The following is a 26,392-nucleotide window of genomic DNA, read 5'->3' as shown; positions in this document are numbered from 1 at the left end:
ATGAGCGAAGTGCAGCCCGACGTGGTCGATCCCGAGCCGCCGAGACACTGGGAGGCCGACGTCGTCATCGCCGACGGTGGGACGGTGCACCTGCGCCCGATCCGTCCGGGCGACGCCGAGGCCCTCGTCGCCTTCCACGCCGGTCTGTCGCAGCGCACCCGCTACCTGCGCTACTTCTCGGCCTACCCGCGCATCCCGGAGAAGGACCTCGTCCGCTTCACCAACGTCGACCACCACAACCGGGTCGCGCTCGTCGCCGAGCTGGCCGGCGAGATCATCGCGGTCGGACGCTACGAGAGCGTCGAGGGCAGCGACGAGGCCGAGGTCGCCTTCGTCGTCGCCGACGCCCATCAGGGCCGCGGCATCGGGTCGGTGCTGCTCGAACACCTGGCCGCCGCGGCCCGCGAGCGGGGGCTGCGCCGCTTCACCGCCGTCGTGCTCGCCGAGAACACCGGCATGATCCGCGTCTTCCGCGATGCCGGCTACGAGACGACCCGCCACATCGAGTACGGCGAGGTGACGCTCGAGTTCGCCATCGACGAGACGTCGGTGACCGAGGCCGTCATGCGCGAGCGCGAGCAGCGCGCCGAGGCCCGCTCGATCGGCCGGCTGCTGCACCCGCGCTCCGTCGCGGTCGTCGGCGCCAGCAACGACGAGGGCAAGATCGGCAACGCGGTCTTCGTGAACCTGCTGCGCTCGAGCTTCGACGGGCCGCTCTACCCGGTGAACCCCGACGCCCGGCACGTCCACGGCGTGCGGGCTTACGCCACCGTCCACGACATCCCCGACGACATCGATCTCGTCGTCATCGCCGTGCCCGCCGCGTCGGTGCCCGAGGTCGTCGAGCAGTGCGCCGAGCGCGGCGTGCGCGGCCTCGTCGTGATCACCGGCGGCTTCGGCGAGCGGGGCAGCGCCACCGAGCGCGAGGCCGGCCAGGCGGCGCAGCGTGATCTCGTCGCCGCGGCGCGGGTGCACGGCATGCGGGTCGTGGGTCCGAACTGTCTGGGCATCGTCAACACCGACCCGGCGGTGCAGCTGAACGCCTCGCTCGCGCCGCTGCCGCCACTGGCCGGACGGGCCGGCTTCTTCTGCCAGTCCGGCGCGCTCGGCGTGGCCGTGCTCGGCGAGGCGTCACGGCGCGGGCTCGGGGTGTCGTCGTTCGTGTCGGCCGGCAACCGGGCCGACGTGTCGGGCAACGACCTGCTGCAGTTCTGGGAGACCGACCCGAACACCGATGTCGTGCTCATGTACCTGGAGAGCTTCGGCAACCCGCGCAAGTTCGCCCGGCTCGCCCGCCGGCTCGGTCGCAGCAAGCCGATCATCGCGGTCAAGAGCGGCGGCGCCGGGCCGGTCGTGCCGGGGCTCGCCTACACGTCGGTCGAGCTGCCCGAGGTGAGCGTGCGGGCGCTGTTCGAGGCGTCCGGGGTCATCCGGGTCGACACCCTGGGTGACCTGTTCGACGTCGCTCTGCTGCTCACCTCGCAACCGCTGCCGCTCGGTTCCCGGGTGGCGGTCGTCGGCAACTCCACCGCGCTCGGCGTGCTCGTCACGAACGCGCTCGATGCCGAGGGGCTGCGGCTCGCCCGCATGGACGACGTCGGGGTCGAGGGCACGCCGGCCGTGTTCGAGGCGGCCCTGCGCGAGGCGCTGGCCGACCCCGACGTGGACGCGGCGGTGGTCGTCTTCGTGCCGCCGCTGCAGCGGGAGTCGTCGGAGCTCGTCGCGGCCGCGCTGCGTACCGTCGCGGCGACGAGTGACAAGCCGGTGGTCTCGACGTTCCTCGGCTTCGAGGGCGTGCCGGCGAGCCTGGCTGCCACCGGTGACTCGGCGCCACCGCGGGGCTCGGTCCCGTCGTACGCCTCACCCGAGCGCGCGGTGCGGGCGCTCAGCCGGGCGGTGCGCTACTCGACCTGGCGCCGGCGCGCGCCGGGCGTCGTGCCGGCGCTCGACGGTGTTTCGCTGAACGGGCCCCGCGAGCTGGTCCACGACCTGCTGACCACGTCCATCGTCGGCCGCGAACTGACGTGGGAGGAGTGCCGGGTGCTGCTCGACGGTGCGGGCATCACCCTGGCCGCGACGCTGCCGCCCGAGGGCGTCGACGTCGTGCTGAGCCTGCACAGCGACCGCTCGTTCGGCGCGCTGGTCTCGTTCGGGCTGCGCGGCGTAGCGACCGAGTTGCTCGGCGACCGGGCCTACGCCGCGGTGCCGCTGACGACCGCCGACGCGACCGACCTCATCGCCGCCCCGCGCGCCGCCCCGCTGCTCGACGGCTACGGCGGCGGTGCGACGGCCGACCGCGATGCGCTGGCCGAGCTCGCGCTGCGGCTGTCGTTGCTGGCCGACGCGCTGCCCGAGATCACCGAGGCGACGCTCGGTGTGACCGGCGGCCCCGACGGCGCGGTCGTCACCTCGGCGCAGGTGTGGATCGGCCCGTCGACGGCACGCCCCGACACCGGCCCACGCCGGTTGCGGGGGATGTAGGTCAGCCGAAGAGCGGGAAGCGGTCGGCGCGGGAGCCGACCGCGGCGCGCTCGTCGTCGGTCAGCGCGGCGCGGCCCGTGCCGACGCGGGCGTAGCGGACCGCGTCCCAGTGCGCGGGCGCGGGCTCGCCGAGCAGGGCATCGAGGGTGCGACGCACCTCGTCGAGCACGGCCGGCGCGGGCGGTTCGGGCAGCGCCGGTTCGAGGTCGAGGTGGTGGATCGCCGCCTCGACGGCGAGCGTGCGCAGCAGCGCGTCGACCGTCAGCGCGTGACCCTGCGTGCACACCACGGTGTCCGGGTCGGCCCGGCCGGCGGCGACGAGCACGGCCCGCGCGGTCTCGAGGTACTGCTCGGCCGGGCCGCGCACCGACGACCAGGCGCTGGCCATGATGCGGGTGCCGCGCAGGCCCGACTGCGCGCCCGGCGTGCCGGGCTGCCACGCGCTCCAGTAGCTGACCGCGTCGGTATCGGCCGGCCCCTCCGCCGGGGTCGACAGCGCGACGAGGGCGCGCTGGCCGTCCGAGGTCAGGTGGAAGATCAGGTCACGGACGGTCCAGCCCGGCAGCCGCGTCGGCGTCCACCCCTGCGTCTCGTCGACGGTCTCGACGAAGGCGAGGAGCGGGCGGTAGGCCGCGGCGAGGAGTTCGACGGTGCGCATGCCACCGTCCTACCGCACGGGCGAACCCTGGTTACCCGACGGCCCGGGGACGAGCGAGGCCGGCCCGGTCGGGTTGGCGCTGAGTTCGGCGAGCCCCTGCAGCAGCTCCGGTGGCGGTTTCCAGTCGTAGCGCACGGCGAGCCCGTTGGTCGCCTGCAGGTTGCAGGCGGCGCCGTCGACCGTTGTGGTCACGGCCGGGAGGGGCCGACCGGCGGCGGTGACCCCGATGATCACCAGTGCGGTCCGCTGCGCGTCGGTCACCGACGGGCAGGGCAACGCCCTCGGCGTGCGGGACGCGTTCTCCAACCGGTCGGCCAGATCGGTGGCCCGCAGGCCGACGAGCGCCAGCCGGACCGGAGGCGTCGCCGCCCGCGGTGAGCCGTAGGAGCAGACCACCATCGACGACACCGGCTCGGCGAACAGCGCCGTCCTGGTCGCCGGTCCGGTCGGGAGCAGGGTGCGCGGGTACTCGACCGGGCAGGGGACCGGCAGGGGGGCGGCGACGCGGGGCTCGGCCGCGCCGCCGGCCGCGGAGGACCCGAGCGAGTCGGCCTTGGGGGCGGTGAAGGAGCTCGCGGCCTTGCCGGCCGCACTGCCGCCGGAATCGCCCCCGCCGCCGCGGAACGCGAACGCCCCGCCGGTGCCCAACGCGCCGACCACGACGACGGCGGCGGCGGCGGTCAGGATGCGCGAGCGCCGCTCGGCCCGCCGGGCCGAACCCAGCGCGACCACCCGGTCGACGTCGACACCGTCGCCCTCACCGTCGCGCAGCGCCGCCCGCAGATCGAACTCCGACGGGCTCATCGTCCTACCCCCGCTTCGACCCGCAGCCGGGCGAGCGCCCGCGAACAGGTGCTCTTGACCGTGCCCACCGGCATACCCAGGGTGCGCGCCGTGTCCTGCTCGGAGAGGTCGCAGTAGTAGCGCATCACCACCACCGCCCGCTCCCGCGGCGACAGCCCGGCGAGGATGCGGCGCAGTTCGTCCCGCAAGTCGGACTCGACGACCTCGGGGCTCGCCACCGGCGTCTCGGGCAGGGTCTCGGTCGGCCGCTCGCCCCACCACTTGCGGCGCGACTGGTCGATGTGGGCGTTGACGAGCGCCTTGCGCGCGTAGGCCAGCGGTGCGTCGATGCGTCCCCACTTGAGGTACACCTTGGTCAAAGCGGTCTGCACGAGATCCTCACCCCGATGGTGGTCACCGGTCAGCAGCCGGGCAGCGTGCAGCAGCGTGGCTCCGTTCGCCTCGACGAACGCGCGGAAGCCCGCCTCGTCACGCACTGCCGCTCCTGTCGTCCGGTCCTTGCCCCCTGGGGGACGAGGTGGGCGTCGCGCCGGGTTCCCACCGTGCCCGATCAGCGTCCCGCGCGGTCGACGCGACGGGGTCGGGCCGAACGACCCGAGCTGACCTCCGACCAGTGGGACGGCTACCAGGCCGACCGGCGCGAGCTCATGACCCACCTGGCCACGCAGCCGGCGGTGAGCGGCGACGCCGTCGGGCTCACCGGCGACATCCACGGGTCAACCCGCGGGTGGGGGCGCCACCCGCTAACCGGCCTGCTCGGTGTGGGTCGGATGCGCAGCGTGGCGCCGGCAGTGCTGCCCGGAGCACTGGGGGCAGGTGGTGCGCGCGGGGAGGGAGCAGTCGGCGGCCTCGCAGTCGCCGTACTCCGATGTCGGGCCGTACTTGGGCGCGGCATAGGTCACAGGCGGCCGCGCCGGTCGGTTGCCACTGGCCTTCATGCGTCGACTCCGGGGTTGCGCTGTGAAGCGCCACTTCTTGACGCAGGGCCAGCTTATATCGCCCGCCGGTGGCGGAACCGCCGGCGTCCCGGCTCGCCAACCCGACGGCGCGGGGGGGTGATGCGTACGGAGGGGACGCCGACCGCCCGGGCGGGTTGCCGGCGCGATCACGCCGAGGGCGTGACCTTGATGCCGCACGTGCTCGTCAGGTAACCCTCGATGGTCTGCATGGACTTCGTGAACTCGGGCGTGTTCAGGCTGGTCAGAGCCGTCGGGTCGACCTTGCGCATGTCGAAGTTGGCGGCCTGCAGGGCGGAGTAGAGCTTCTCGTCGGCGGCGACGAGGGAGGCCAGGCTGCTCTTGATCTGCGACGGTGCCGTGGCGGTGAGAGCGCGCAGTTCGGTGAGGCCCTGCTGCTCGATCTTCTGCAGCGAGCCGGGCGAGCCCACGGTGAAGGCGTTCGCCGCCTTCGTCTGGGCCGCCTGGGCGAGCGTGGCCTCCCGGCAGAAGCCGGTGCCGGCGACGGGCTGACCGCCGCCCGCGTGCACCGGGGCGGCGGAGCTGCCGGGCTTCGGCTGCGCGCCACCGGAGGAGGAGGTGCCCGACGACGCGGTCTTCGAGGTGCTGCTGCTGCACCCGGTCAGGACGAAGGCCGCGGCCAGGACCGTCGAGGTCACGGCGATCGCGGACGAGCGGAGGAGGGAGGGACGGGTACCGGGCACGGCGGACTCCTCGGGGGCGGTCGCCGGTCTGTCCGGCGTCACGGGTCAGGAGTCTGGCAGGTCACGCGCGATACATGCGCGGCCGAATGTCGCGCGTTCGACCGGTCGGCCGGGCCGGCGACACGATGACGCCCCCGGGCCCGTGGCCGTCGGCCTCAGGCGATCGCCGTCCCGGCGATGTGGGTGTTGAACGGGACGAACGGTGAATGGATCCGGTAGGGCCGCAGCTCGACGCCGGCGAAGCCGGCCGACCGGATCAGGCCGGCCAGATCCCGTTCGCAGGAGCAGCCCTCGAAGACCCACGCCCATGGGCGACGCAGGAGCCGCTGCGACCAGCGTGTCGGCGTACGTGGACGCGCGACGACGTGCTCGGCGAAGCTGAAGCGCCCGCCCGGTCGGAGGATCCGGCGGATCTCGGCGAGCACGGCGGCCGGGTCGTCGACCGTGCACAGGACCAGGCTCGAGATGACGGCGTCGCTGCTGGCATCGGGCAGATCGATGCCCTCGGCGACGACGCCACGGATCTCGAGGTCGACCTTGCGCCGGCGCGCGGCGCGGGTGAGCCGGGCGTGCATGTAGGGATTGGGCTCGATCGCGGTCAGGCGCGCGCCCGCCGGCAGGTAGCGCAGGTTCGCACCCACTCCGGCGCCGATCTCGACCACGTTCGCCGGGAGGCCGGCGAACGCCGTCGACTTCTGCTTGCGCATGTGCCAGTTGATGTAGCCGCCCATGCCGGCGAAGAAGAGCGAGTTGAACCGGCCACGACCGGGGTGCGGTGCGAACGGCTTCGGGGTGGTGGACGGCGTTGCTGTCGTGGTCATGGGTTCAGGGTGTCGGACGGTGGGCGTGCGGGCAGCCGTGGAAATACCGCACTTCACGCGCCCGCTGTCGGGTTGGTCGCGACGTACCAGGCGGCGATCTGGGCCCGGGACCGGAAGCCCAGCCGACCCCGAATGCGTTCGACGTGTGACTCGGCCGAGCGCTCGGTGATCACGAGTTCCTCGGCGATCTGCCGGTTCGACAGGCCGCGGGCCACGAGCGCCGCCACCTCCAACTGGCGCGGTGTGACCGTCGGTGGGGTCTCGCGCTCGAGCGGCGGGAGTCCGAGACCGCGCCGCATCGCGCTCAGCACCGAGTGCGCGTCGCCGACGAACGGGATGTGGGTGCGGCCGGGCAGCACCGTCAGGTCCGCGCCGCGGATGCCGCCGGCCAGCCGTTCCCCCTCGGCGAGCGGCACTGCCCGGTCGTCCTGCCGGTGGATGACCGTGGTCGGGGCGGTGATGCGTTCGAGGTCGTCGGCGACGTCGATGTCGTAGCAGGCGGTGAGCAGCCGCCGGGCCGACGCGGCGGACGTGGACTCGCGCTGGTAGCGCGCGAAGACGGCGCGGAATCCGGCGTCGGCATCGGGTGCGAAGACCTCGGTCAGCACGTCGGAGGCGAATCCCCAGTGCTGGTCGACCAGGCCGAGCACGTGTTCGCGCACGGCGGGCGCCGCGACGACGTCGCCGTCGACCCACCCGCCGTAGAGGACCAGACGCGACACCGACTCGGGATGCCGAGCGGCCCACCGCACCGCCAACGGTGCCCCGAAGGAGGCGCCGACGAGGTCGAACCGGTGGGCGCCGACGGCCGCCGCGACCGCCTCGAGGACCTCCAACTCGAGCGCGACGACGTCGGTGCGATCGCTCGTGCCGGACAGCCCGCACCCCGGCCGGTCGTAGCGCACGAGAGTGCGCCCGGTCGCCAGGCCCTCGTAGAACGCCCGCTCGGCCGGGAGCGCCCAGCCGAGCTCGAGATGCGACACCCAGCCCGGCACGTAGATCGCGACCGGACCCCGTCCGGCGACCGCGAACCGTACCGGCGTGCCGTCCGCGAGCTCGATCACGCCCAGGCGCTGCTCCACGAGCCACATTCTGGCCCGGCGGCCATACTGCAACGATGACCCGTCCCGATTTCGCGTCCTACCGGGAGTTCTTCCCGTACTACGTGGCGATGCACTCGAAGCCGCTGACGCGCCGCCTGCACTTCGGCGGCACGATCGTCGGGGCGGTGCTCGCGCTCGTCGGCCTGATCACCCGTCGTCCGAAGATGCTCGCGCTGTTCCCGCTCAGCGGGTACGGCACGGCGTGGCCGGCGCACTGGTTCGTCGAGAAGAACAACCCGGCCTCGTTCGGCAACCCGCTGTGGTCGCTGCGAGGCGACTTCGAGATGGTGCGGTACATGCTCACCGGGCGTGACGCCGAGCTGACCGTGATCGCCCGGGACTACCTGCGCGAGAACGAGTTCGCGCGGACGGCGGCCAACTACCCGCAGGTGGAGAGTCTCGTCGCGGTCTAGTGGCCTGACGCTCGGGTCGGGGCCGGCCTCGAAGATCACGTGCGCCGGCGCGCAGCCCAGCCGGTGAGCACACCACGCTGCCCGAGCCGAGGATCCAGACCGACGGCCGCAACCACAGGTCCGTCATCGCCGGTCACGCCGTGCGGGGGTTCCCGGTCGGCGCGTCCGCAGCAGGCGGCGGCGGTGTTGTCGATGCCGCAGCAGGTCGTGCCGGTCTCGCCGACCGCCGAGAAGGTCGGGCTGTCGGCGAGCACGGTGTAGATCTCCCACCGCTCGCCGTTCGGCGCGCCCTCGACCCAGAACTTGTCCTGCTTGGCGTAGCAGCAGGTGGTGCCGCGCTCGTCGATCGAGGCGAAGCCGGCCGCGGAGAGGCGGGTCTGTTCGGCGTCCACGGTGTCGACATCGGCGACCTCGACCCCGAGGTGGTTGATCGAGCCGCCCTGGCCCGGGTTCTGCAGCAGCACCAGCTTCAGTGGCGGCTCGGTGACGGCGAAGTTCGCGTACCCCGGCCGGACCTTGGCCGGTGCGGTGTCGAACAGCTTGGAGTAGAAGGCGATGGACTCGTCGAGATCGTCGACGTTGAGGGCGAGTTGCACGCGGGACATGGGGTCCTCCAAGACATAGACAACAATCAATGTGACTGGAACCAGATTGCCACACGACATCAATGGGTGTCAATATTGATGGATGTCGAAGTCCATCGCAGGTCCCGGCGGCCGAACGCCGCTGAAGTTGACGCCGTTGCAGGCGGTCGCGTGCTGCTCGCCGCTGCTGGCCGAGCCGATGTCGACCGAGCAGGCCGAGCAAGTGGCCGCGCTGCTGAAGGCGCTGTCGGACCCGGTGCGGCTGCGGATCGTGTCGCTGGTCGCCGCGCACGCCGACGGTGAAGCCTGCGTCTGCGACATCACCGAGGCGTTCGATCTGTCCCAGCCGACGATCAGCCACCACCTGAAGGTCCTGCACGAGCTGGGGCTGCTCGACCGGGACAAGCGCGGGGTCTGGGTGCACTACCGGGTCAACGCCGACGCGCTGCGGAGCCTCGGTGCCTGGATCGGTACGTTGCCGGACATCGAAGGGGCACGGCCCACGGTCGACGCCTGAGGAGGCGCCCTCACGTTCTCCGCCGCGAGCATCGACGTCGAGCCGGCTCCGATCAGGAGGCGAGGCGGGGGGCGAGGTCCGCGACCCGGCGACTGAGTTCCTCGAGTGCGGCGTCGAAGGCGGCCGGTGTGTCCGCGGGCACCGGGTCCGGGATCGACCAGTGCAGGTCCGGCAAAGCGCCGAGTTCCTCGCGCGCGTGATCGCAGACCGTGATGACGAGGTCGCCGCCCCGGGCGCCGGGTCCACCGCGGACGTCGTCGAGGTGTTGCGGTCGGACCCGCGTCAGGGGCAGCCCGTGACGGTGGGCCGTCTCGACGGCTCCGGTGCTGACCCGCCCGGCCGGATGGGTCCCGGCGGCCACGGCCGGGATCCGGCTGGCCCGCCGCCACAGCGCGCGGGCCAGCTGGGAGCGGGCCGAGGCCCGGGTGCACACGAAGACCACCCTCCCGACCTGACGTCGCGGCGCGGGCGACAGTGACAGCAGCGGGGTCGACGCCAAGCGCAGGTAGGTGCGGCGACGGTCCGCCTCGGACCGGTGGCGGGTGAGCAGGCCGGCGGACTCGAGAACCTTGAGGTGGTGGGCGAGCAGGTTGGACGGCATGCCCAGTGCCTCCTGCAGCTCGGACGGTGACGCGTCGCCGAGGGCGAGCGTGTCCGCGATGGCGAGCCGCGCCGGGTCGGACAGCGCCGCATGCAGAACGGCGCGACGACGCAACTCCTCATTCACCTCAATGTTCATTGCCTCAAGTTTGACTGAGTTACCTGACCCGGTCAAGATGACGGGGTGACTGCCGCGCAACCCGCCCCCCTGCTCCGCCGACTCCTCGCCGAGTTCCTCGGCACCGGTCTGCTGATGACCGCCGTCATCGGCTCCGGCATCGCCGTGACCCAGCTCTCCCCACACGGCGACCTCGGCCTGCAACTGTTGGAGAACGCGATCGCCACCGGTCTGGCCCTCACTGCGCTGATCCTCATGCTCGGTCCGATCTCCGGAGCGCACTTCAACCCACTGGTCTCAGCGGCCGACTGGCTGCTCGGCCGCAGCGCCGGGCACGGCCTGACCCTCACCGAAGTCGGGGCGTACACCGTTGCCCAGGTCGCCGGCGGCATCGGCGGCGCGCTGCTGTCCAACGTCATGTTCGACGTCCGGCAAGGCTTCTCCACCCACCGGCGCGCCACCGGCGCGCACTTCGTCAGCGAAATCGTCGCCACCGCGGTGCTGATCGCGCTGATCTTCGCTCTGGCCCGCACCCATCGCGGCGCCCTCGCTGCCCCCGCGGTCGGAGCCGTGGTCGCGGCCGGCTACTTCTTCACCTCGAGCACGTTCTTCGCCAACATCGCCGCCGACGTGCCCCGGATGTTCTCCGACACCTTCGCCGGAATCGCCCCCTCCTCCATCCCCGCGTTCGTCGGCGCCCAGCTCATCGGGCTGCTCGTCGGCGTCGGCACGATCCGCATCCTCTACCCCGACGTCGCCACCGCCGCCGACGACGTCGTCCCGCACCACGCCGGCACCACCCACGCCACCGAGAAAGGCACCAGCCGTGCCCGTTGAGCCCAGCGTCCTGTTCGTCTGTGTCCACAACGCCGGCCGCTCCCAGATGGCGCAGGGCTGGTTGCGCCACCTCGCCGGCGACCGGATCGAGGTCCGATCCGCCGGCTCCGCGCCGGGCGACGCGATCAACCCCGTCGCCGTGCAGGCGATGGCCGAGGTCGGCATCGACATCACCGCCGAACGGCCCAAGATCCTCACCGTCGAGGCCGTCCAGGACTCCGACGCCGTCATCACGATGGGCTGCGGCGACACCTGCCCGATCTTCCCCGGCAAGCGCTACGAGGACTGGGAGCTCACCGACCCGGCGGGCCAGGGGATCGACGTCGTCCGTCGGGTACGCGACGAGATCCGCGCGCGCGTCGAGACCCTGCTCGCCGAACTGCTCCCCGACACCGCGCCCACCGAGGCTTGAGCAGACTGGCCGGGCATCACCCCGAGACCTTCCCCGACCCGCCCACGGTGGTTGCCGGACCGCGCCACATGTGGACGTGGGGGAGACCGGTCTCGGGCTGGACGTACTCGTCGCCCTCGGTCGTGAACCCGTGCCGCTCGTAGAACGCGACCGCGGGGAGACGGGCACCGCACCACAGCAGCCGGCCGCCGCGGTCGGCGACCAGGGCGACGGCGGCGTCGAGCACGAGGCCGCCGATGCCCTGACTGCGCCGCGAGGGAGCGGTGGCCATGCCGCGCAGCTGCCACGCCGCCTCGACCGCCGGTCGCTCCGGATACGGCGCGGCCAGCACGAGGCCGGCGCCGACGACCTCGTCACCGTCGAGGGCGGCGAGGTGCACCGCGCCGGGCCGGTCGTCGCCGGGCATGCGGGCGTCGGCGGGCCAGGTCGGCCGCAGGACGGCGAGGCGGAGGGGACGCGTGGCCGCCGCGTCGACCACCGCGACGTGCACGGTCAGTGGCCGGGGCGGTAGACCATCAGGAAGATGATCACCGCGAACAGGATGCCGACGACGCCACCGGCGGCGGCGATGCGGCCGGTGAGCGCGACCACCGACTGCTCCTCGCCGATGTGCTTCGTGGCCTTGTCGAGGGTGGGCACGACGAGCCCGAGCACGAGCCCGATCGCGACGACCCAGAGCACGAGCGAGAGCCAGATCCAGAGCTGGCTGATCTGGCCGACCTTCACGCCCTTCTGGTCCGGGTCGTCCGCGCTCATGAGTCCCATGCCGACGATCACGACGAGCAGCGAGGCGTAGGAGTAGAGCTTGAGCATGCGGGCCGAGGCCGCGGTGGCCGCGCCGTCACCCCGGCGCACCCCGCGCCCGGCCGTGGTCGCCGCGGCGACGAGCGGGCCGACGGCGAAGACGGCGAACAGCAGGTGCAGCGCGAGCAGGATGTCGAACATGAGCCGAGGCTATCGGCCGCGCCTACGCAGCCGGCGGAGCCTCGTCGATGCGACGTTGCACGTCCGGATGCCAGTGACCGGCGTAGCGCTGCTGCAGCTGCCTGATCTGCCAGTCGTCGCCGGTCACCATCTGCCGGCAGCGCGAGGACGGGCAGTGGCAGCGCAGCACGAACTCCCGGTCGGTGATCGCGGTCGAGTAGTCGGCCGTGAGCTCCTCACCGGCGGCGACGTCGCGCAGCGCGACGAGCGTCGTCGCGCCGTCCCAGCCGAGGTCGGGGTCGCAGCTGTGGTTGAGCGAGCCGAAGTCGGTGACGGTGGACACCGGGGCGTCGAAGGTGACGACCACCGTGCCGGCCGCGATCCGGGCGGCGGCGAGCACGCCCTGCCCGGCGACGGACGAGATGTCGACGGCGACGTGCTCGTGCAGCGTGGCGCTCACCCGGCGCGGCGGCGTCCGCGCCGGCGGCTCAGGTAGTCCTCGACGACGTACTCGCCGAGCGAACCACGCTTGGGCTGGAAGACCCGACCGCCGTTGCGCTGACCGACCTCCTGCATGAAGGCCACGAGGCGCGGGTCGTCGTCGAGCATGAAGACGTTGATCGTCGCGCCGCGGCGGGTGCACCGCTCGACCTCGGCGAGCGTGGCCGCGATCGTCTCGCGGGTCGGCGGCCAGGCGAAGTCGGCGAAGCCGTCGGCGGCGAGGTGCGCGGTCGGCTCGCCGTCGGTGATCACCAGGATCATCGGGTCGCTGCCGCGGTGCTTGTCGAGGTGCCGACGCGCCAGCATCAGCCCGTGCTGCAGGTTGGTGCCCTGCACGCGGTCCCAGTCGTGTTCGACGAGCGCGTTCGGCGTCATCACCCGCGCGTAGTCGCTGAAGCCGATGATCTCGATGGCGTCCTGCGGGTACTTCGTGGTGACGAGCGAGTGCAGCGCCAGCGCGGTCGTCTTCGCCTCGCCCCACGTGCCGCGCAGCTCCATCGAGTACGACATGTCGACGAGCAGCGCGATCGCCGCCGACGCGCGTCGCTCGGTCTCGACGACCTCGAAGTCGTCGGCCTGCAGCCGGACGTCGGACGGATCGCGCATGACCGCGTTGCGCAGCGAGCGGACGACGTCGAGCGGCTGCTCGTCACCGAAGCGCCACTCGCGGCTGGCGCCGGTCACCTCGCCGGCCGCCCCCGCGTCACGGACGTCGTGCGTGCCGCGACCGCGCGACTCGACGAGGGCGAACACCCGCTTCAACGCCGTGCTGCCGAGCCGACGCAGCGCGCGCGGACTCAGCCGCAGGCCGTCCCCACCCTTCTGCACGTAACCCTGCTCGCGCAGCTCGCGCTCGATCCGTCGCAGCTGGGCCATGTCGTCGACGGCGGCGCGGCCGAGCGCGCGCTCGATGAGCTCCTCGTCGATGTCGTCGAGGCTGGCGCCGGGGTAGTCCTGGCCCAGCAGCTCGTCGAGCTGATCGAGGTCGGCCAGCTCGGCGATCGCGCCGGTGGCGTCGGAGTAGCCCAAGCCCTCCTCGCCGTCCATGCGGGTGCGGCCGCCCCAGCGAAGATCGGGCCGGGCCGACTGCAGGCCCTGGCGCAGCCGGTCCATCTGCTCCGCCAGCCCGGACTGCCCCATCGCCTGCGCCATCAGCCCGGCCAGCTCGTTGCGCTGCTCGGGGGTGAGCGAGTCCAGGAGCTGCTGCGCGGCCGCGGCCCGGCGGGCGAGGGAGTCGATCAGCTGGTCGAGGTTCTGCGGCTGCTCCGGGAAGAAGTCGCCGTACTCGCGCATGAACTGCTCGAAGTCGTCCTGCGTGTGCTCGCCGCGCGCATCGGCGTCGAGCATGTCGTTCAGCGCGTTCATCATGTCGCGGACGCGGGCGAGATCCTCCGGCGTCGCGTTCTGCATCGCCTCGCGCATGCCGGCGAACTGGGCGTCGAGCACCTCGCTGCGTAACAGGTCCTGGATCTGCTGGTACGCCGCCCGCGCCTCGGGCGAGCGCCACTGGAAGTCGGCGAGGTCGCGCACGGCGCGGGCGGTGTCGCGGGGCAGCGCGTCGAGCTCGGCCTCGGCCATCCGAGCGGTGTCGGACGGGTCGGGGAACAGCGCGCGGCGCTCCTCCTCGAGCGCGGTGTCGAGCAGTGCGCGCACCTGGTCGAGAGTGCCGTCGAGGCGTCCACCCCGGCGCAGCTCGCGGGCCCGTTCGCGGGCCTGGCGGCGCAGCGAGTCGAGCCCGTCGCGGCCGGTGCTGCCCCGGCGCAGCAGCCGGTTCAACGCCGAGCGGGGTGACATGCCCGAGAGCACGTCGTCACCGATCTCGTCGAGGGCCTGCCGGATGTCGTACGGCGGCTCGAGCGGATCGGGGCCGCCGTGCCAGGCGCCGTAACGAACACTCATACAAAAGCACGGTAGTCCGAAATCGCGACGAGGCGGCCGGTCAGGCCTGCCGGCTGACGAGCCGGTGCGAGACCATGTCGTCGAGGAACGCGGTGACGTCCGGCCGGCACGCGTCGGCCGCGATGTCGTGCGGGCCCACGACGCGTCGGCCGCCTGGATGTCGATTGTGACCGAGGAGGCGCGCCGGGCCCGCGAGATCCGCCGCTCCTTCGTGCAGCCGTCGGCCGAGCTGTCGTTCGCCGCCATCGCCTCGGCTCGGGCGCCACAGGCCTGGCCGGCGTCCACTGCGATCCTGTCGGTGCGCGGGCTCACCGTCCGCCCCGGCGGTCTCGACGCCGACCTGCACGAGAACGTAGAGCTCTCCGGAGGCGAGCAGCAACGGCTGAGCATCGCGCGGGCCCTGCTGCGCTCGCCCGAACTGCTGCTGCTCGACGAGGCCACGAGCGCGCTCGATCCGGACACCGAGGAGCGGGTGCTGGGCCGCCTGCTCGACGGCAGCCGGGCGGTCGTGCTGGTGACGCACCGCGTCTCGCAGTTCGCGCGGCGCCGCACCGACCTCGCGGTCCGCATCGAGGCCGGTCTGCTCCGGTCGGCCTGACCCGCGCCGTAGGGTCCGCGGCATGGGACTGGAGATCAGGTCGCTGCGCGAATCGGAACGCGACGCGGGGTGGGAGCTGCGCCGGCACGCCTTCGGGTTCCCGGCGAGCGTGACCCCGCCGGCGACGCCACCACCGGGAGTGGTGCGCATCGGCGCGTTCGACGGCGACCGGCTCGTCGGCACCCTCGCCGACCTGGCCGACGACCAGTGGTGGGACGGCGAGGTCGTCGCGTCGTCCGACATCGGCGGCGTGGCGGTGCTGCCCGAGTACCGCCGCGGGGGAGTCGGCCGGGCCATGCTGCGGCACGTGCTCGCCTCGGCCCGCGAGCGCGGCGCGGCGATCAGCACGTTGTTCCCGACCGTGGCCGCGGCCTACCGCGCGAGCGGCTGGGTGACGGTCGGCCGGCTGCGCACCGTCGACCTGCCGACCCACGCGCTGCGCGTCACGCCGGGCGACGCCGGCCTCACCCTGCGCCCGGGCACGGTGGCCGACCTGCCCGCCATCGCCGACCTCTACACCGCCGTGGCGCGCGCCCGGTGCGGACTGCTGACCCGGCAAGGCGGCCGGTTCGGCGAGCGCACCGAACTGCCCGACGACGGCCTGTCCCTCGTGTGCGACGGCGACGACGTCGTTGGCTACGCCTCGTGGGAGCACACCGGCGGCTACCACGCCGGCTCGGTGCTCACGGTGCCCGACCTGTTGGCCACCACCGACGCGGCCGCCCGCGAGCTCGCCGCGATGCTGGCCGGCTGGGCCAGCGTGGCGCCGACGCTGCGGCTGCGCCCGCTCGCGTTCGACGCGTTCAGCCGGCTGCTGCCGTGGGAGATCGGCACCGAGCACAGCGCCGAGACGCTGATGCTTCGCCCGGTCGACGTGGTCGCCGCCGTGGCGCAGCGCGGCTGGGTGACCGGACGCGAGGGCCGCGTCGTCTTCGCGCTGCACGACCCGCTCGCGCCCTGGAACACGGGAACCTGGAGCCTCGAGGTGTCCGGGGGCGGGGCGACACTCACCCCCTCGTCCGCGTCGCCGTCGCTGGAGCTCACCGTCGCCGGGTTCGGGCTGCTGTACGCCGGGGCGGCCTCGGCCGCGCTGTTGCTCCAGAGCGGCGACCTGCGGGCGCCGACGCCGGCGGACGCCCGGGCGCTGGACCTGCTGCTGCCGTCGTCGCCGGCCCAGGTGCTCGACTACTTCTGAGCCAGCCGGGCCGCCATCGCGTCCTTCAGTGCGGTCAGTCCCGAGAACGGCCGCACGAACACGGTCAACTCGACGACGCGTCCGGCGTCGTCGTAGCGCAGCACGTCGATGCCGTCGACCGCGCGGTCGCCGATGCGGGCCGCGAAGCGCAGCATCTCCTCGTCGCCCTCGACGATCTGGCCGACGTAGCGGAAGTCCTCGAACACCTCGAAGACGGTGCGCAGCAGCAGCATCGTCGCCTGGAGGCCCTCGTAGGGCTTGTGCACGGCCGGGCTGCGGAACACGACGTCGGGGTGCAGCACCGCCTCGACCGCCGCCATGTCGTGCGTTTCGACCGCTCCTCGGAATGCGCCCATGGCCGGAACCTATCGGGTGTCACGTTCTCGCGGGCTACGCCGTCCCAGCGGTAGAACGTTCACGAGAGGGGATTCGCATGCGCGTGGCAGTGGTAGGTGGGACGGGTGTCGTCGGGCGGTACGTGGTGCCGGCGCTCAGGGCGGCGGGGCACGAGCCGGTGGTGGTGGCCCGCAGTCTCGGGGTCGACGTCACCACCGGTGCCGGGCTCGACGCGGCCCTCGAGCGGGCCGATGGCGTCGTCAACGTCAGCAACGTGACCACCGCCAGCCGCAAGGCCGCCGTGGCGTTCTTCGAGGCGGCCACCACCAGCCTGCTCGACGCCGGGTTCCGGGCCGGTGTGCGGCACCACGTGATCCTCTCGATCGTCGGCATCGACCGGGTCGACCTGGGCTACTACGCGGGCAAGCGGCGCCAGGAGCAGCTGGCGCTCGACAGCGGCCGGCCGGTGACCATCCTGCGGGCCACCCAGTTCCACGAATTCGCCGAGCAGACGCTCGACCGATTCGCCAAGGGGCCGCTGGCCGTCGTCCCCCGGATGCGGACCCAGCCGGTCGCCGCGCGGGAGGTCGCCGGCGCGCTGGCGGCGCTCGTCGCCGCCGAACCGGTCGGGCTCGCGCCCGAGCTCGCCGGCCCGGAGGTGCGCGAACTGCCCGATCTGGTGCGCGCGGTGCTACAGGCCCGCGCGCGGCCCGAGCGGGTGCTCGCGTTCCGGCTGCCCGGCCGGGCGGGCCGGGCGATGGTCGATGGCGGCCTGCTGCCGAGCGGCGACGGCCCCCGCGGCACGCAGACCTTCGACCAGTGGCTGCGGGCCACTGCGCCGGCATGAGCGTGGCCCGCACCGACGAGCTCGCCCGGGCCTACGCGGCCGCCCGGCCCCGGCTGAACCGGGTCGCCTACGCCGTCCTGGGCAGCACCGGCGACGCCGAGGACGTCGTGTCCGACGGCTGGCTGCGACTCGTGCGGGCCGATGCCCGCGAGCCGATCGAGGACGTCGAGGCCTGGGCGACGGTCGCGGTGGCCCGGCTCGCGCTCGACGTGCTGCGCTCGGCCCGCGTGCGCCGCGAGACCTATGTCGGCCCGTGGCTGCCCGAGCCGGTCGTCGCCACCGGATCGGACGACCCGGCCGACCGCGTCACGCTCGACGAGTCCGTCAGCTTCGCCCTCATGGTGGTGCTCGAGACGCTGTCGCCGGCCGAGCGGACGACGTGGGTGCTGCACGACCTGTTCGGCGTCCCGTTCGCCGAGGTCGGCGAGATCGTCGGACGCTCCCCGGCGGCGGTGCGGCAGTTGGCCTCGCGGGCCCGGGCCCACGTCGCCGAGCGCTCACCCCGCCTCGACGTCGCGCCGTCGGAGCACGACGCCGCGGTCGCGGCGTTCGCCCGCGCCACTGCGACGGGGGACCTGTCGGCGTTGCTGGGCGTGCTCGACCCCGACGTCGTGTTGACGAGCGACGGCGGCGGCCACGTGACGGCGGCGCGGCGGCCGGTCGTCGGGGCCGACAAGGTGGGACGTTTCGTCCTCGGCATCGCGGCCAAGGCCGAGGAGGGCCAGCACATCGCGCCGGTCGTCGTGAACGGTCGCACCGGCCTCGGTCTGTTCGCGGGCGAGCGGCTCGCCGGCGTCGTGGCGATCACCGTTCAGCGGGCGAAGATCGTCCGGCTCGACTTCGTCGTCGCGCCCGACAAACTGCCGCGCTGAGCGCCATTGACGACACCGACCTGTGCTGTCAGCATCCGAACCAACACCGCGTTCACGTGACAGCGAGGATTCCCATGAAGCGTCGTCCCCTCATCGTGCTCGCCGGAGCGGCGGTGCTCGCCGTCACCGTGCCGATCGCCTCCTCCTCGGCTGCACGGCCGACCGTCGTCGCCGACCCGGTGGCGCACGGTCAGATCCACGCCAAGGACGCCCGGTTCGCCAAGGCGGCGCGGCCGTCCAGAACCCCGAACATGACCTATCACGGCGGCGTCATCATGCCGACCGCGACCAGCACGGCGATCTTCTGGGGCCCGAGCTGGAGCAACAGCACCTTCGTCGGCGACAAGATCACCGGACTGGACAGCTGGTACACCGGGCAGAGCGGCTCCAACTACGCCAGGACATCCGACGAGTACACCGGCAGCAACGGTCAGGTCGGCGCGACCCTCTCCCACACCGGCCACATCATCGACGCGTCGACGGCGTCGGGCGGTGGCAGCACCTCAGTGATCCTGAACGAGGTCGCTCGCGCGCTGGCGGCCAACAACCAGAAGCCGGACCCGAGCGGCAACGGCTACTACCCGGTCTACACCGACGTGAAGCGCGGCAGCGCCCAGTACTGCGCGTGGCACTCGTCCGGCACGGTCAGCGGTGTTCGCGTCGAGTTCGCCTTCTTCTTCAACCTCGACGGCGACGCCGGCTGCGACCCGCAGGACTCGAGCGGCCTGCACAGCCAGGGCCTCGCGGCGCTGGCCAACGTGACCGCGCACGAGCTCTCCGAGGCGCGGTCCGACCCGGCCAGCCCGGGTGCCTGGTACGACGGCAGCGGCGCCGAGAACGGCGACAAGTGCGCCTGGACCTTCGGCGCCCCGCTCGTTACGTTCTCGAACGGCAGCCGATGGAAACTGCAGGGCGAGTGGAGCAACGCGGCCTACACCGGCGGCACCGGCTACCCGAACTCGTCGGGCCAGAAGGGCTGCCTCAGCGGGCTCTGATCACGCCCCGTACACCGTCCGGGCGCCGTCGGTGTCCTTCGCGAGCCGGCGGTTGAGGTAGAGCCCTTCGAGGGCGAACTCGACCACCGACGCGGCGACGCCGATGGCCGCCGGCCCCTCCCCGACACCGTCGGGCTCGAGGCGGTCGAGCAGCGCCGACAGCACCGGCACCGGGCCGAGCTGGGTCAGCAGCTCCTGGGCGCCGACGGTGTCGCCGGTCGTCACGGTCAGGCCGCCGTCGAAGCGCTCCTGCAGCACCCGCAGGTCGAGCCCGGCCAAGCGGGCGCGGAACGTCTCGACGATCGCGCGGCGCAGCAGGTGCTCGAGCACCTCGAACTCGCGGCCCTCGTCGGCGTCGTCGAACTCGACCTTGCCGCGCGAGGCCGGGACGATCGCCGGCAGGTCGCAGACCCGCGCGACGGCCGCGCCCTCCCCGACGATCGCCGCGCGACGCACCGCGGCCGCGGCCACCGTCTCGACCGCGGCGATCGCGAAGCGGGCCGAGACACCGGAGCGCTGGTCGACCTGCGGCGCATCGCGCACGGCCCGGGCGAAGCGACCGATCACCTCGAGCAGGTGCGAGGGCACGAGCGGCGCCGCGAAGTCGGTGTCGTCCCAGAGGACCGCCGCCTCCTGCGCGATGAGGGCCAGCTCGTCGGTCAGCTCGAGCGGGTAGTGGGTGCGCACCTCGGCACCGAAGCGGTCCTTGAGCGGGGTGATGATGCGACCCCGGTTCGTGTAGTCCTCGGGGTTCGCGCTCGCCACGACGAGCAGGTCGAGCGGCAGCCGCAGCTGGTAGCCGCGCACCTGGATGTCGCGCTCCTCGAGCACGTTCAGCAGCGCCACCTGGATGCGCTCGGCGAGGTCGGGCAGCTCGTTGATCGCGAAGATGCCCCGGTTCGTGCGCGGCACCAGCCCGTAGTGCACCGTCTCGGGATCGCCCAGGGTGCGGCCCTGCGCCACCTTGATCGGGTCGATGTCGCCGATGAGGTCGCCGACGCTCGTGTCGGGGGTCGCCAGCTTCTCGCCGAACCGCTCGCTGCGGTGCTTCCACGCGACCGGGGTCAGCTCGCCGTCCTCGGCGACGAGGTTCTGGCAGCGCACGCAGATCGGCGAGTACGGGTGGTCGTTGATCTCGCAGCCGGCGACGACCGGGGTCCACTCGTCGAGCAGGCCGAGCAGGGTGCGGATCAGCCGGGTCTTGCCCTGCCCGCGCTCGCCGAGCAGCACGAGGTCGTGCCCGGCCAGCAGCGCCCGCTCGACCTCGGGCACGACCGTGTCGTCGAAGCCGACGATGCCGGGCAGCGACGGCTGCCCCGCGGCCAGTCGGGTGATGAGGTTCTGCCGGATCTCGGTCTTCACCGAGCGGTGGACGTGCCCGGAGGTACGGAGTTCGCCGAGGGTCGCGATCGTTGGTGCGTTCACCCCATGACGCTACGTCGGTGGCACGCCCCCCCGCCACCGGTCGCGACGGCCCGCCGTCAGAACTGCAGGTACAGGTCGGTGATGACCTGCAGCAGCGCCTTGTCCTGCGACTGCGTCGGACCGTCGAGGTACCAGACATCCCAGACGGCGACGCCGTTGTCCTGGCCGATGACGCCGAAGGCCTCGCCGGGCGGGATGGACGTCGGGCCGCGGGGCAGCCGGTAGCCCTCGCTGAGCAGGTCGTTGATGCTGCCGGTGTTGTCGGCGAGTTCGAGCCGCTTGAACTCGGCGGCGTTGGCGTAGAGGTTGCCCGTGGTGCTCCGGAAGCCGGTGGACGACTCGGCGTACCCAACCGGGCGCCCGCCGACCGTGGTGGTCGCGAGGACGCGTTCGAGCCCGAGGCACGGGTGCTGCCGCAGGAAGTCGAGGAGCGGCTTGCCGTGCGCGTGCGTGATGCACTCGGTGTCGCGCTTGCGGACCCAGACCTGCACGACGTAGGTGCGGTTGTCCGAGGTGACGGTGTGGGTCTCGATCGGGGTCGCGGGCGCCGGGATGACCGGGCTGCTCGCCGGCGGCGAGGCCGGGCCGCTGCTCGGGGGGCTCGACCCGGCCCCGCCGGACGAGGCGGGGAAGTCGGCGGTCGACCCGCCCGAGGAGCCGGTCGGGGACGCTGCCACCCCGCTGCCGCGGGTTGTCGAGCTCGCGCAGGCGGCGAGGGTCGCCGCGACGACCAGCGTGACGGCGAGCCGCAGGCGCGCGTTGGGCATGGCCGTCATGCCGATCATGATGTCGTCCCCGCGCCGCGTGCGGAAGTGGCGAACGGCCGTGCCACGCTGTATCGGTGCCCGGCCCCGACGGCGATCGTCGCCGCATCGACGACCTCGACGCCCGCCTGCTGCGCGAGCTCGACGAGGCGCCCCGCGTCGGGGTGCTCGAGCTGTCGCGCCGCCTCGGCGTGGCCCGGGCGACGGTGCAGGCCCGGCTCGACCGGCTGGTGGAGCGCGGCGTGATCGCGACGTTCGCACCGACGCTCGACCCGGTGGCCCTCGGCTACGCGGTGACGGCGTTCGCCACCCTCGAGATCCGGCAGGGTCGCGGTCAGGAGGTGTTGGGTCACCTGCGTTCGATCCCGGAGGTGCTCGAGGTGCACACGATCACCGGCCAGGGCGACATGCTGTGCCGGCTGGTGGCCCGCTCGAACGACGACCTGCAGCAGGTGCTGGACCGGGTGACGGAGTTCCCGCAGATCGTGCGGACGTCGACGGTGATCGCGCTGTCGAACCCGGTGTCGCACCGGGTCCTGCCGCTGGTCTGACCGCCGGTCCGAGCCCGGCCGGCTCAGCCCTGGAAGGGCTTGGCCGTGACGAGGGTGACCTTGACGACCTTGCCGTTCGGCGTCTCGTACTCGACGGTGTCGCCCTCGCGGGCGCCGGTGAGGGCCTTGCCGAGGGGCGAAGCGGACGAGTAGACCTCGACGCCGGCGGTCTCGGCCTCCTCGCGGGAGCCGATGAGGAAGCTCTCCTCGTCGTCGTCACCGTCGAAGCGCACCGTGACGAGCATGCCGGGGCCGGCGACGCCGTCGCTGACCGGTGCCTCACCGACCTTGGCGCTGCGCAGCAGGGTCTGCAGCTGCAGGATGCGGCCCTCCTGCTTGCCCTGCTCCTCGCGCGCCGCGTGGTAGCCGCCGTTCTCCTTGAGGTCGCCCTCCTCGCGGCGGTCGTTGATCTCCTTGGCCATCGCGGGGCGGTTGGCGATCAGGTCGTCCAGCTCGTGCGACAGGCGGTCGTGGGCGTCCTGGGTGAGCCAGGTGACGTTGGCGGCGTCGGGCGTGGACACAGCAGAACTCCAAGGGGTTGCGCGGTGAAGCGGACGTGACGAAACCACGAAGGTAACACCGCTACGGCGCGGACGGGCAACCCGAACCGGCCGCGCGGCGGCCCGCGACCGGGGTGTGACGAGCCTGCGGCAGCGCGTTGTCGCGGCGTCGGGGACAATGGAGGCCGTGCCCATCCGACCCATCCCGACGAACGAGCCGCGCCGTGCCTGAGCCGCTGCGGTTGATGGCCGTTCACGCGCACCCCGACGACGAGTCCAGCAAGGGCGCGGCCATGATGGCCCGCTATGTCGACGAGGGCGTCGACGTCCTCGTCGTCACCTGCACCGGCGGCGAGCGCGGCAGCATCCTCAACCCCGCGCTGCAGCACCGCAAGGACATCGAGGACAACATCAGCGAGATCCGGCGCGCCGAGATGGACCGCGCCCGGGCGATCCTCGGGGTCCGCCAGCACTGGCTCGGCTTCGTCGACTCCGGCCTGCCCGAGGGCGACCCGCTCCCGCCGCTGCCCGAGGGCTGCTTCGCGCTCGTTCCGCTCGAAGAGGCGACCGAGACGCTGGTGAAGGAGGTGCGCAGCTTCCGTCCGCACGTCATCACCACCTACGACGAGTTCGGCGGCTACCCGCACCCCGACCACATCCGCACCCACGAGATCTCGGTCGCCGCCTTCGACGCGGCGGCCGACCCGGACAAGTTCCCCGACGCCGGCGAGCCGTGGCAGCCGCTGAAGCTCTACTACGACGTCGGCTTCAGCGTCGAGCGCACCGAGGCGCTGCACGAGGCGATGCTGCGCCTGGGCCTCGAGTCGCCGTTCGCCGAGTGGCGCGAGCGCCGGGCCAAGTGGGGCGAGCGGCGCCAGCCCAACCTCACCACCCGCGTCCCGGTGGGCGACTGGTTCGAGCGCCGCGACGCCGCGCTGCTGGCCCACGCCACCCAGGTCGACCCGAACGGATGGTTCTTCTCGATCCCGCTCGACATCCAGCGCGAGGTCTGGCCGACCGACGACTTCGAACGCGTCCGCTCGCTCGTCGACTCCCCGCTGCCCGAGGACGACCTGTTCGCCGGCATCCGAGACCGGGTGACATCATGATCCGCGGCCTGCTGCTGGCGGCCGCGACGGCCACCCCGTCACCGTCGTCGAGCACGCCGTCGGGCGAGGGCGCCAAGGCCGGCCCGATCGGGCTGGCGGTCATCCTGCTGCTTTGCATCGCCTGCTACTTCCTGTTCAAGTCGATGTCGAAGCACCTGCGCACCGTCCGCGAGAAGTTCCCCTCGGGCGAGCACGCCGACGCGTCCACGTCGCCGCTCACGGGCCGGCCCGCACCTCCGGCGGGCGACGCCCCGCCGGCGAACCCGGCGGCTCAGCCGCCGCCGGGCGCGGCGTAGAGCGCACCCACGCGGGCCGCGGTGCGCGCGATCGCCTCGCGCAGCTCCGCCGGTTCCAGCACCTCGACGTGCTCGACGAGCTGCAACAGCGCGTGCTGGGCGTGCCGCACCGACTCGATCGGCACGGTGGCCTCGACCCAGTCGTCGGCGTCCGGGGCCGACATCGTGGCCCGGGCCCGCCGGGCCGGCACCGTCCCGATCAGGAACAGCAGTTGCCGGCCGGTCCCGGAAAGCCGCACGCGGGCGGCCTCGCGGTAGACCCGCTGCGCGTAGCCGCGCTGGTACTCGGCCCAGAACTCCTCGAGGACGAACCCGCCGGGCCGGGTGAAGGTGTCGTCGCGGACGGCCGCCGCCAGCACCCGCGACACCCGGTAGGTGCGCCGACCGGTGTCGCCGGCGGCCACGAGGTACCAGGTGCCGGCCTTGAGGACCAGGCCGAGCGGGTCGAGCACGCGCTCGTCGACGGCCCGGTTCGAGCGCTCGTACCGCACGTCGATGCGGCGCTGCGTCCACACCGCTTCGGCGACGGCGGCGAGGAACGGCGGCGCGTCGGCCTCGCGGAGCCAGCCGGGCGCGTCGAGGAAGAACCGGTCGCGGATGGTCGCCGCCCGCTCGCGCAGCTCGGGCGGCAACGCGGCCAGCAGCTTGAGCTGGGTCGCGGCCAGCACGCTGCCCAGCCCGAGATCGGCGGCGGCGCCGGGGATGCCGGACAGGAACAGTGCTTCGGCCTCGTCGGCGGTCATGCCGGTCAGCCGGGTGCGGTAGCCGTCGAGCAGCTGAACCCCGCCGGCCCGCCCGCGGGTCGTGTACAGGGGCACGCCCGCCGCGCTCAGAGCCTCGATGTCGCGGTGGACGGTGCGGACGGACACCTCGAGCTCCTCGGCCAGCTGGGCCGCGCTCACCCGTCCGCGCACGGAGAGGGTCAGCAGGATCGACAGCAGCCGGCTCGCTCGCACGGTGCCATTCTCGTCCAGAAACATGACATTCGATGTCAGGTTTTGCCGCGAGGCTGATCTCGGCAGGATGACCTTCTACGAACGGTTGGGGATGACATGGCGGTCGGCACGCTCTGGTCGGTGACGTTGGACTGCGACGAACCGGAGGCGCTCGGTGCCTTCTGGGCGGCGATGCTCGACGGCGAGGTGCGGTTCAGCAGCGAGAACTTCGTCGGGGTGGCGCTGCCCGGCGGCACCTGGATCGGTGCCTACAACGTGCCCGACTATCAGCGGCCGACGTGGCCCGAGGGCGACACCGGCAAGCAGTACCACCTCGACATCTCGGTCACCGATCTCGACGAGGCGGTCGACGCCGCGGTGGCGCTCGGCGCGACCCCGGCCGGGCACCAGCCCGAGCCCGAGCGGTGGCGCGTGCTGCTCGACCCGGCCGGGCACCCGTTCTGCGTGACGAACCAGGCGCCGGTCTGATGGTGCTCGAGGTCGGCCGCGAGCAGGTGATCGCGTACCGGATCGCGGCGCAGGGGTTGCACCGCGACGGGCGGTCGCTCGCGCGCCTGGCCGTGCTCGACATCGGCGTGCAGGAGGCGATGGGCCAGCCGGCCGGGCTCGCCTTCGCGGCCCGCCTCCCGCCGGGCACGGAGTCCCCCGAGATCGGGCCCGGCACCGACCTCGCGCTCACGTGGTCGCTGCGCGGCGCCCCGCACGTGCACCGGCGCGGCGATCTCGACGGCCTGGCCGCCGCACTGTGGCCGCTGTCCGAGGCCGACGCCGCCGGGCGGTTGAACGAGACCGGCCCGAGCGTGGCGAAGGCGGGCATCGCCGCCCTGGACCAGTTCACGACCGCGGTGAAGGAGCTGCGGGCCGTCGTCACCAAGGCGACGGCGAAGGGGGTGGCGAGCACCGAGGTGTCGAAGCGGCTCCCGGCCGCCATGCTGCGCGACTGCCGGCCGTGCCGGGCCAAGCACATCAGCGATTCGGCGATGCGGACCGCGACCCTGGCCGCCGGGCTGGAGCTCGAACCCGGCACGGCGCCGCCCGTGCTGCTGAGGCGTGCGGGCGCGAAGCTGCCGAAGCAGGTCGACCCCGAGGCGCTGGCGAAGCTGGCCCGCGGCTACCTCGAGCTGCTCGGTCCGGCCACCGACGCCGAGTTCGCCGGCTACCTCGAGGCGCGCCGGGCCGACGTCAGGGAGGTCTGGCCCGACGACCTGGAGGAGGTGTCGGTCGACGGCCGGCAGGCCTGGCTGCCGGGCGACTGCGTGGCCGCGCTGCGCCGCGCGCCCGAGCCCGATCTCGTCCGACTGCTCGGCCCGTTCGACCCGTACCTGCAGGCCCGCGACCGCGCGCTCATCGTCCCGGACAGGTCCGTCCACAAGACGCTGTGGCCGGTGCTCGGGCGCCCGGGCGTGCTGCTCGTCGAGGGCGAGGTCGCCGGGGCGTGGCGCACCCGGGCCAGCGCCAAGAAGCTGACGATCACGGTCGAGACCTTCGGCTCCGTCCCGGCCGCGGTGTGGAAACAGGTCGACGCCGAGGCCGAGCGGGTGGCCGCCGTCCGCGGCGCCGCCGACGTCGTCGTCATCGGCAGGACGTAGCCCGGGCCGGCGGACAAGTCGCGAACG

Annotated in this window: 32 protein-coding genes; 15 read left to right on the top strand and 17 right to left on the bottom strand. The window is 73.0% G+C overall.

Annotation, left to right across the window (positions count from 1 at the left end; genetic code table 11):
* Positions 1-2,481 (top strand): GNAT family N-acetyltransferase, encoded by a 2,481-nt coding sequence (locus VGN18_RS17650; protein WP_327541032.1) that lies wholly within the window; start codon positions 1-3, stop codon positions 2,479-2,481.
* 1 nt (position 2,482) lies between these two features.
* Here the strand turns inward: VGN18_RS17650 and VGN18_RS17645 are convergent, their stop codons facing one another.
* The 6 genes from VGN18_RS17645 to VGN18_RS17620 form a co-directional block, all read right to left on the bottom strand.
* Positions 2,483-3,139, bottom strand: coding sequence for a maleylpyruvate isomerase N-terminal domain-containing protein (locus VGN18_RS17645; RefSeq protein WP_327541031.1), 657 nt, complete (start codon positions 3,137-3,139; stop codon positions 2,483-2,485).
* A 9-nt stretch (positions 3,140-3,148) separates the two neighbouring features.
* A complete protein-coding gene (locus VGN18_RS17640; protein WP_327541030.1) occupies positions 3,149-3,943 on the bottom strand; it encodes a hypothetical protein in 795 nt (264 codons plus the stop codon).
* Positions 3,940-4,419 (bottom strand): SigE family RNA polymerase sigma factor, encoded by a 480-nt coding sequence (locus VGN18_RS17635; RefSeq protein WP_327541029.1) that lies wholly within the window; start codon positions 4,417-4,419, stop codon positions 3,940-3,942. Before VGN18_RS17635 ends, VGN18_RS17640 begins: the two co-directional genes overlap by 4 nt.
* 629 nt (positions 4,420-5,048) lie before the next feature.
* The gene (locus VGN18_RS17630) at positions 5,049-5,645 is read right to left on the bottom strand and encodes a hypothetical protein (RefSeq protein ID WP_327541028.1); all 597 of its coding nucleotides are present in this window, start codon (positions 5,643-5,645) and stop codon (positions 5,049-5,051) included.
* Positions 5,646-5,758: 113 nt separating this feature from the next.
* Positions 5,759-6,424, bottom strand: coding sequence for a class I SAM-dependent methyltransferase (locus VGN18_RS17625; protein WP_327541027.1), 666 nt, complete (start codon positions 6,422-6,424; stop codon positions 5,759-5,761).
* A 53-nt stretch (positions 6,425-6,477) separates the two neighbouring features.
* Entirely contained in the window at positions 6,478-7,515 is a 1,038-nt protein-coding gene (locus tag VGN18_RS17620) for an alpha/beta fold hydrolase (protein WP_349259961.1), read from the bottom strand.
* A gap of 26 nt (positions 7,516-7,541) precedes the next feature.
* Here VGN18_RS17620 and VGN18_RS17615 point away from each other — a divergent pair, with 26 nt between their 5' ends.
* A complete protein-coding gene (locus VGN18_RS17615; protein WP_327541025.1) occupies positions 7,542-7,940 on the top strand; it encodes a DUF962 domain-containing protein in 399 nt (132 codons plus the stop codon).
* A 35-nt stretch (positions 7,941-7,975) separates the two neighbouring features.
* Here VGN18_RS17615 and VGN18_RS17610 read toward each other — a convergent pair whose 3' ends face one another.
* Positions 7,976-8,545 carry an ArsI/CadI family heavy metal resistance metalloenzyme gene (locus VGN18_RS17610; protein WP_327541024.1) on the bottom strand — a complete coding sequence of 190 codons (570 nt, stop codon included), beginning with the start codon at positions 8,543-8,545 and terminating at the stop codon, positions 7,976-7,978.
* 82 nt (positions 8,546-8,627) lie between these two features.
* Here VGN18_RS17610 and VGN18_RS17605 point away from each other — a divergent pair, with 82 nt between their 5' ends.
* On the top strand, positions 8,628-9,041 hold the full coding sequence (locus VGN18_RS17605) for a metalloregulator ArsR/SmtB family transcription factor (protein WP_327541023.1): 414 nt from the start codon (positions 8,628-8,630) through the stop codon (positions 9,039-9,041).
* 52 nt (positions 9,042-9,093) lie between these two features.
* Here VGN18_RS17605 and VGN18_RS17600 read toward each other — a convergent pair whose 3' ends face one another.
* Positions 9,094-9,780, bottom strand: coding sequence for a helix-turn-helix domain-containing protein (locus VGN18_RS17600; RefSeq protein WP_327541022.1), 687 nt, complete (start codon positions 9,778-9,780; stop codon positions 9,094-9,096).
* A 45-nt stretch (positions 9,781-9,825) separates the two neighbouring features.
* On the opposite strand from VGN18_RS17600, the gene VGN18_RS17595 reads away from it, so the two are divergent.
* The gene (locus tag VGN18_RS17595; RefSeq protein ID WP_327541021.1) at positions 9,826-10,596 is read left to right on the top strand and encodes an aquaporin; all 771 of its coding nucleotides are present in this window, start codon (positions 9,826-9,828) and stop codon (positions 10,594-10,596) included.
* Positions 10,597-10,642: 46 nt separating this feature from the next.
* Complete coding sequence (locus VGN18_RS17590; protein WP_349259960.1) at positions 10,643-11,008, top strand: arsenate reductase ArsC; 366 nt, start codon at positions 10,643-10,645, stop codon at positions 11,006-11,008.
* Between the two features lie 16 nt (positions 11,009-11,024).
* Here the strand turns inward: VGN18_RS17590 and VGN18_RS17585 are convergent, their stop codons facing one another.
* The 4 genes from VGN18_RS17585 to VGN18_RS17570 are packed head-to-tail and all read right to left on the bottom strand — an operon-like array spanning position 11,025 to position 14,332.
* Positions 11,025-11,486, bottom strand: a complete 462-nt coding sequence (locus VGN18_RS17585; protein WP_327541019.1) for a GNAT family N-acetyltransferase — start codon at positions 11,484-11,486, stop codon at positions 11,025-11,027.
* A gap of 14 nt (positions 11,487-11,500) precedes the next feature.
* Entirely contained in the window at positions 11,501-11,953 is a 453-nt protein-coding gene (locus tag VGN18_RS17580; protein WP_327541018.1) for a hypothetical protein, read from the bottom strand.
* Between the two features lie 22 nt (positions 11,954-11,975).
* Positions 11,976-12,392 carry an SET domain-containing protein gene (locus VGN18_RS17575; protein WP_327541017.1) on the bottom strand — a complete coding sequence of 139 codons (417 nt, stop codon included), beginning with the start codon at positions 12,390-12,392 and terminating at the stop codon, positions 11,976-11,978.
* Positions 12,389-14,332 (bottom strand): vWA domain-containing protein, encoded by a 1,944-nt coding sequence (locus tag VGN18_RS17570; protein ID WP_327541016.1) that lies wholly within the window; start codon positions 14,330-14,332, stop codon positions 12,389-12,391. Before VGN18_RS17570 ends, VGN18_RS17575 begins: the two co-directional genes overlap by 4 nt.
* A gap of 166 nt (positions 14,333-14,498) precedes the next feature.
* Between VGN18_RS17570 and VGN18_RS17565 the strand changes: the two genes are divergently transcribed.
* Both VGN18_RS17565 and VGN18_RS17560 read left to right on the top strand, forming a co-directional pair.
* A complete protein-coding gene (locus VGN18_RS17565; protein WP_327541015.1) occupies positions 14,499-14,930 on the top strand; it encodes an ATP-binding cassette domain-containing protein in 432 nt (143 codons plus the stop codon).
* A gap of 22 nt (positions 14,931-14,952) precedes the next feature.
* Entirely contained in the window at positions 14,953-16,125 is a 1,173-nt protein-coding gene (locus tag VGN18_RS17560; RefSeq protein ID WP_327541014.1) for a GNAT family N-acetyltransferase, read from the top strand.
* On the opposite strand, the gene VGN18_RS17555 is transcribed toward VGN18_RS17560, so the two are convergent.
* Positions 16,116-16,481 carry a nuclear transport factor 2 family protein gene (locus tag VGN18_RS17555; protein ID WP_327541013.1) on the bottom strand — a complete coding sequence of 122 codons (366 nt, stop codon included), beginning with the start codon at positions 16,479-16,481 and terminating at the stop codon, positions 16,116-16,118. The two genes, VGN18_RS17560 and VGN18_RS17555, sit on opposite strands and share 10 nt — an antisense overlap.
* Before the next feature lie 77 nt (positions 16,482-16,558).
* Between VGN18_RS17555 and VGN18_RS17550 the strand changes: the two genes are divergently transcribed.
* The 3 genes from VGN18_RS17550 (at position 16,559) to VGN18_RS17540 (ending at position 19,175) form a co-directional block, all read left to right on the top strand.
* Entirely contained in the window at positions 16,559-17,308 is a 750-nt protein-coding gene (locus VGN18_RS17550; protein WP_327541012.1) for an SDR family oxidoreductase, read from the top strand.
* Positions 17,281-18,180: an RNA polymerase sigma factor SigJ gene (gene sigJ / locus VGN18_RS17545; protein ID WP_327541011.1), complete on the top strand. Its 900-nt coding sequence runs from the start codon at positions 17,281-17,283 to the stop codon at positions 18,178-18,180. The genes VGN18_RS17550 and sigJ overlap by 28 nt, the downstream gene beginning before the upstream one ends.
* A 74-nt stretch (positions 18,181-18,254) precedes the next feature.
* Complete coding sequence (locus tag VGN18_RS17540) at positions 18,255-19,175, top strand: hypothetical protein (RefSeq protein ID WP_327541010.1); 921 nt, start codon at positions 18,255-18,257, stop codon at positions 19,173-19,175.
* Here VGN18_RS17540 and VGN18_RS17535 read toward each other — a convergent pair whose 3' ends face one another.
* Together VGN18_RS17535 and VGN18_RS17530 are read right to left on the bottom strand one after the other, a co-directional pair.
* On the bottom strand, positions 19,176-20,600 hold the full coding sequence (locus VGN18_RS17535; protein ID WP_327541009.1) for a sigma 54-interacting transcriptional regulator: 1,425 nt from the start codon (positions 20,598-20,600) through the stop codon (positions 19,176-19,178).
* A gap of 56 nt (positions 20,601-20,656) precedes the next feature.
* Complete coding sequence (locus tag VGN18_RS17530) at positions 20,657-21,376, bottom strand: hypothetical protein (protein ID WP_327541008.1); 720 nt, start codon at positions 21,374-21,376, stop codon at positions 20,657-20,659.
* Between the two features lie 65 nt (positions 21,377-21,441).
* Between VGN18_RS17530 and VGN18_RS17525 the strand changes: the two genes are divergently transcribed.
* Positions 21,442-21,915 carry an Lrp/AsnC family transcriptional regulator gene (locus tag VGN18_RS17525; RefSeq protein WP_327541007.1) on the top strand — a complete coding sequence of 158 codons (474 nt, stop codon included), beginning with the start codon at positions 21,442-21,444 and terminating at the stop codon, positions 21,913-21,915.
* A gap of 23 nt (positions 21,916-21,938) precedes the next feature.
* Here VGN18_RS17525 and greA read toward each other — a convergent pair whose 3' ends face one another.
* Positions 21,939-22,436: a transcription elongation factor GreA gene (gene greA, locus VGN18_RS17520; protein ID WP_327541006.1), complete on the bottom strand. Its 498-nt coding sequence runs from the start codon at positions 22,434-22,436 to the stop codon at positions 21,939-21,941.
* A 203-nt stretch (positions 22,437-22,639) separates the two neighbouring features.
* On the opposite strand from greA, the gene mca reads away from it, so the two are divergent.
* Positions 22,640-23,524: a mycothiol conjugate amidase Mca gene (mca, locus tag VGN18_RS17515; RefSeq protein ID WP_327541005.1), complete on the top strand. Its 885-nt coding sequence runs from the start codon at positions 22,640-22,642 to the stop codon at positions 23,522-23,524.
* Positions 23,521-23,820 carry a hypothetical protein gene (locus VGN18_RS17510; RefSeq protein ID WP_327541004.1) on the top strand — a complete coding sequence of 100 codons (300 nt, stop codon included), beginning with the start codon at positions 23,521-23,523 and terminating at the stop codon, positions 23,818-23,820. The genes mca and VGN18_RS17510 overlap by 4 nt, the downstream gene beginning before the upstream one ends.
* On the opposite strand, the gene VGN18_RS17505 is transcribed toward VGN18_RS17510, so the two are convergent.
* Positions 23,796-24,776 (bottom strand): YafY family protein, encoded by a 981-nt coding sequence (locus VGN18_RS17505; RefSeq protein ID WP_327541003.1) that lies wholly within the window; start codon positions 24,774-24,776, stop codon positions 23,796-23,798. The genes VGN18_RS17510 and VGN18_RS17505 overlap by 25 nt on opposite strands.
* A gap of 120 nt (positions 24,777-24,896) precedes the next feature.
* On the opposite strand from VGN18_RS17505, the gene VGN18_RS17500 reads away from it, so the two are divergent.
* On the top strand, positions 24,897-25,244 hold the full coding sequence (locus VGN18_RS17500; RefSeq protein WP_327541002.1) for a VOC family protein: 348 nt from the start codon (positions 24,897-24,899) through the stop codon (positions 25,242-25,244).
* On the top strand, positions 25,244-26,365 hold the full coding sequence (locus VGN18_RS17495; protein ID WP_327541001.1) for a DNA glycosylase AlkZ-like family protein: 1,122 nt from the start codon (positions 25,244-25,246) through the stop codon (positions 26,363-26,365). Before VGN18_RS17500 ends, VGN18_RS17495 begins: the two co-directional genes overlap by 1 nt.
* The last annotated feature ends 27 nt before the right edge of the window (positions 26,366-26,392 follow it).

Source organism: Jatrophihabitans sp., assembly GCF_036000465.1.
Lineage (GTDB): Bacteria > Actinomycetota > Actinomycetes > Mycobacteriales > Jatrophihabitantaceae > Jatrophihabitans.
The sequence above is the reverse complement of the archived record's forward strand: the minus strand, read 5'-3'. Positions and strand labels throughout refer to the sequence as shown.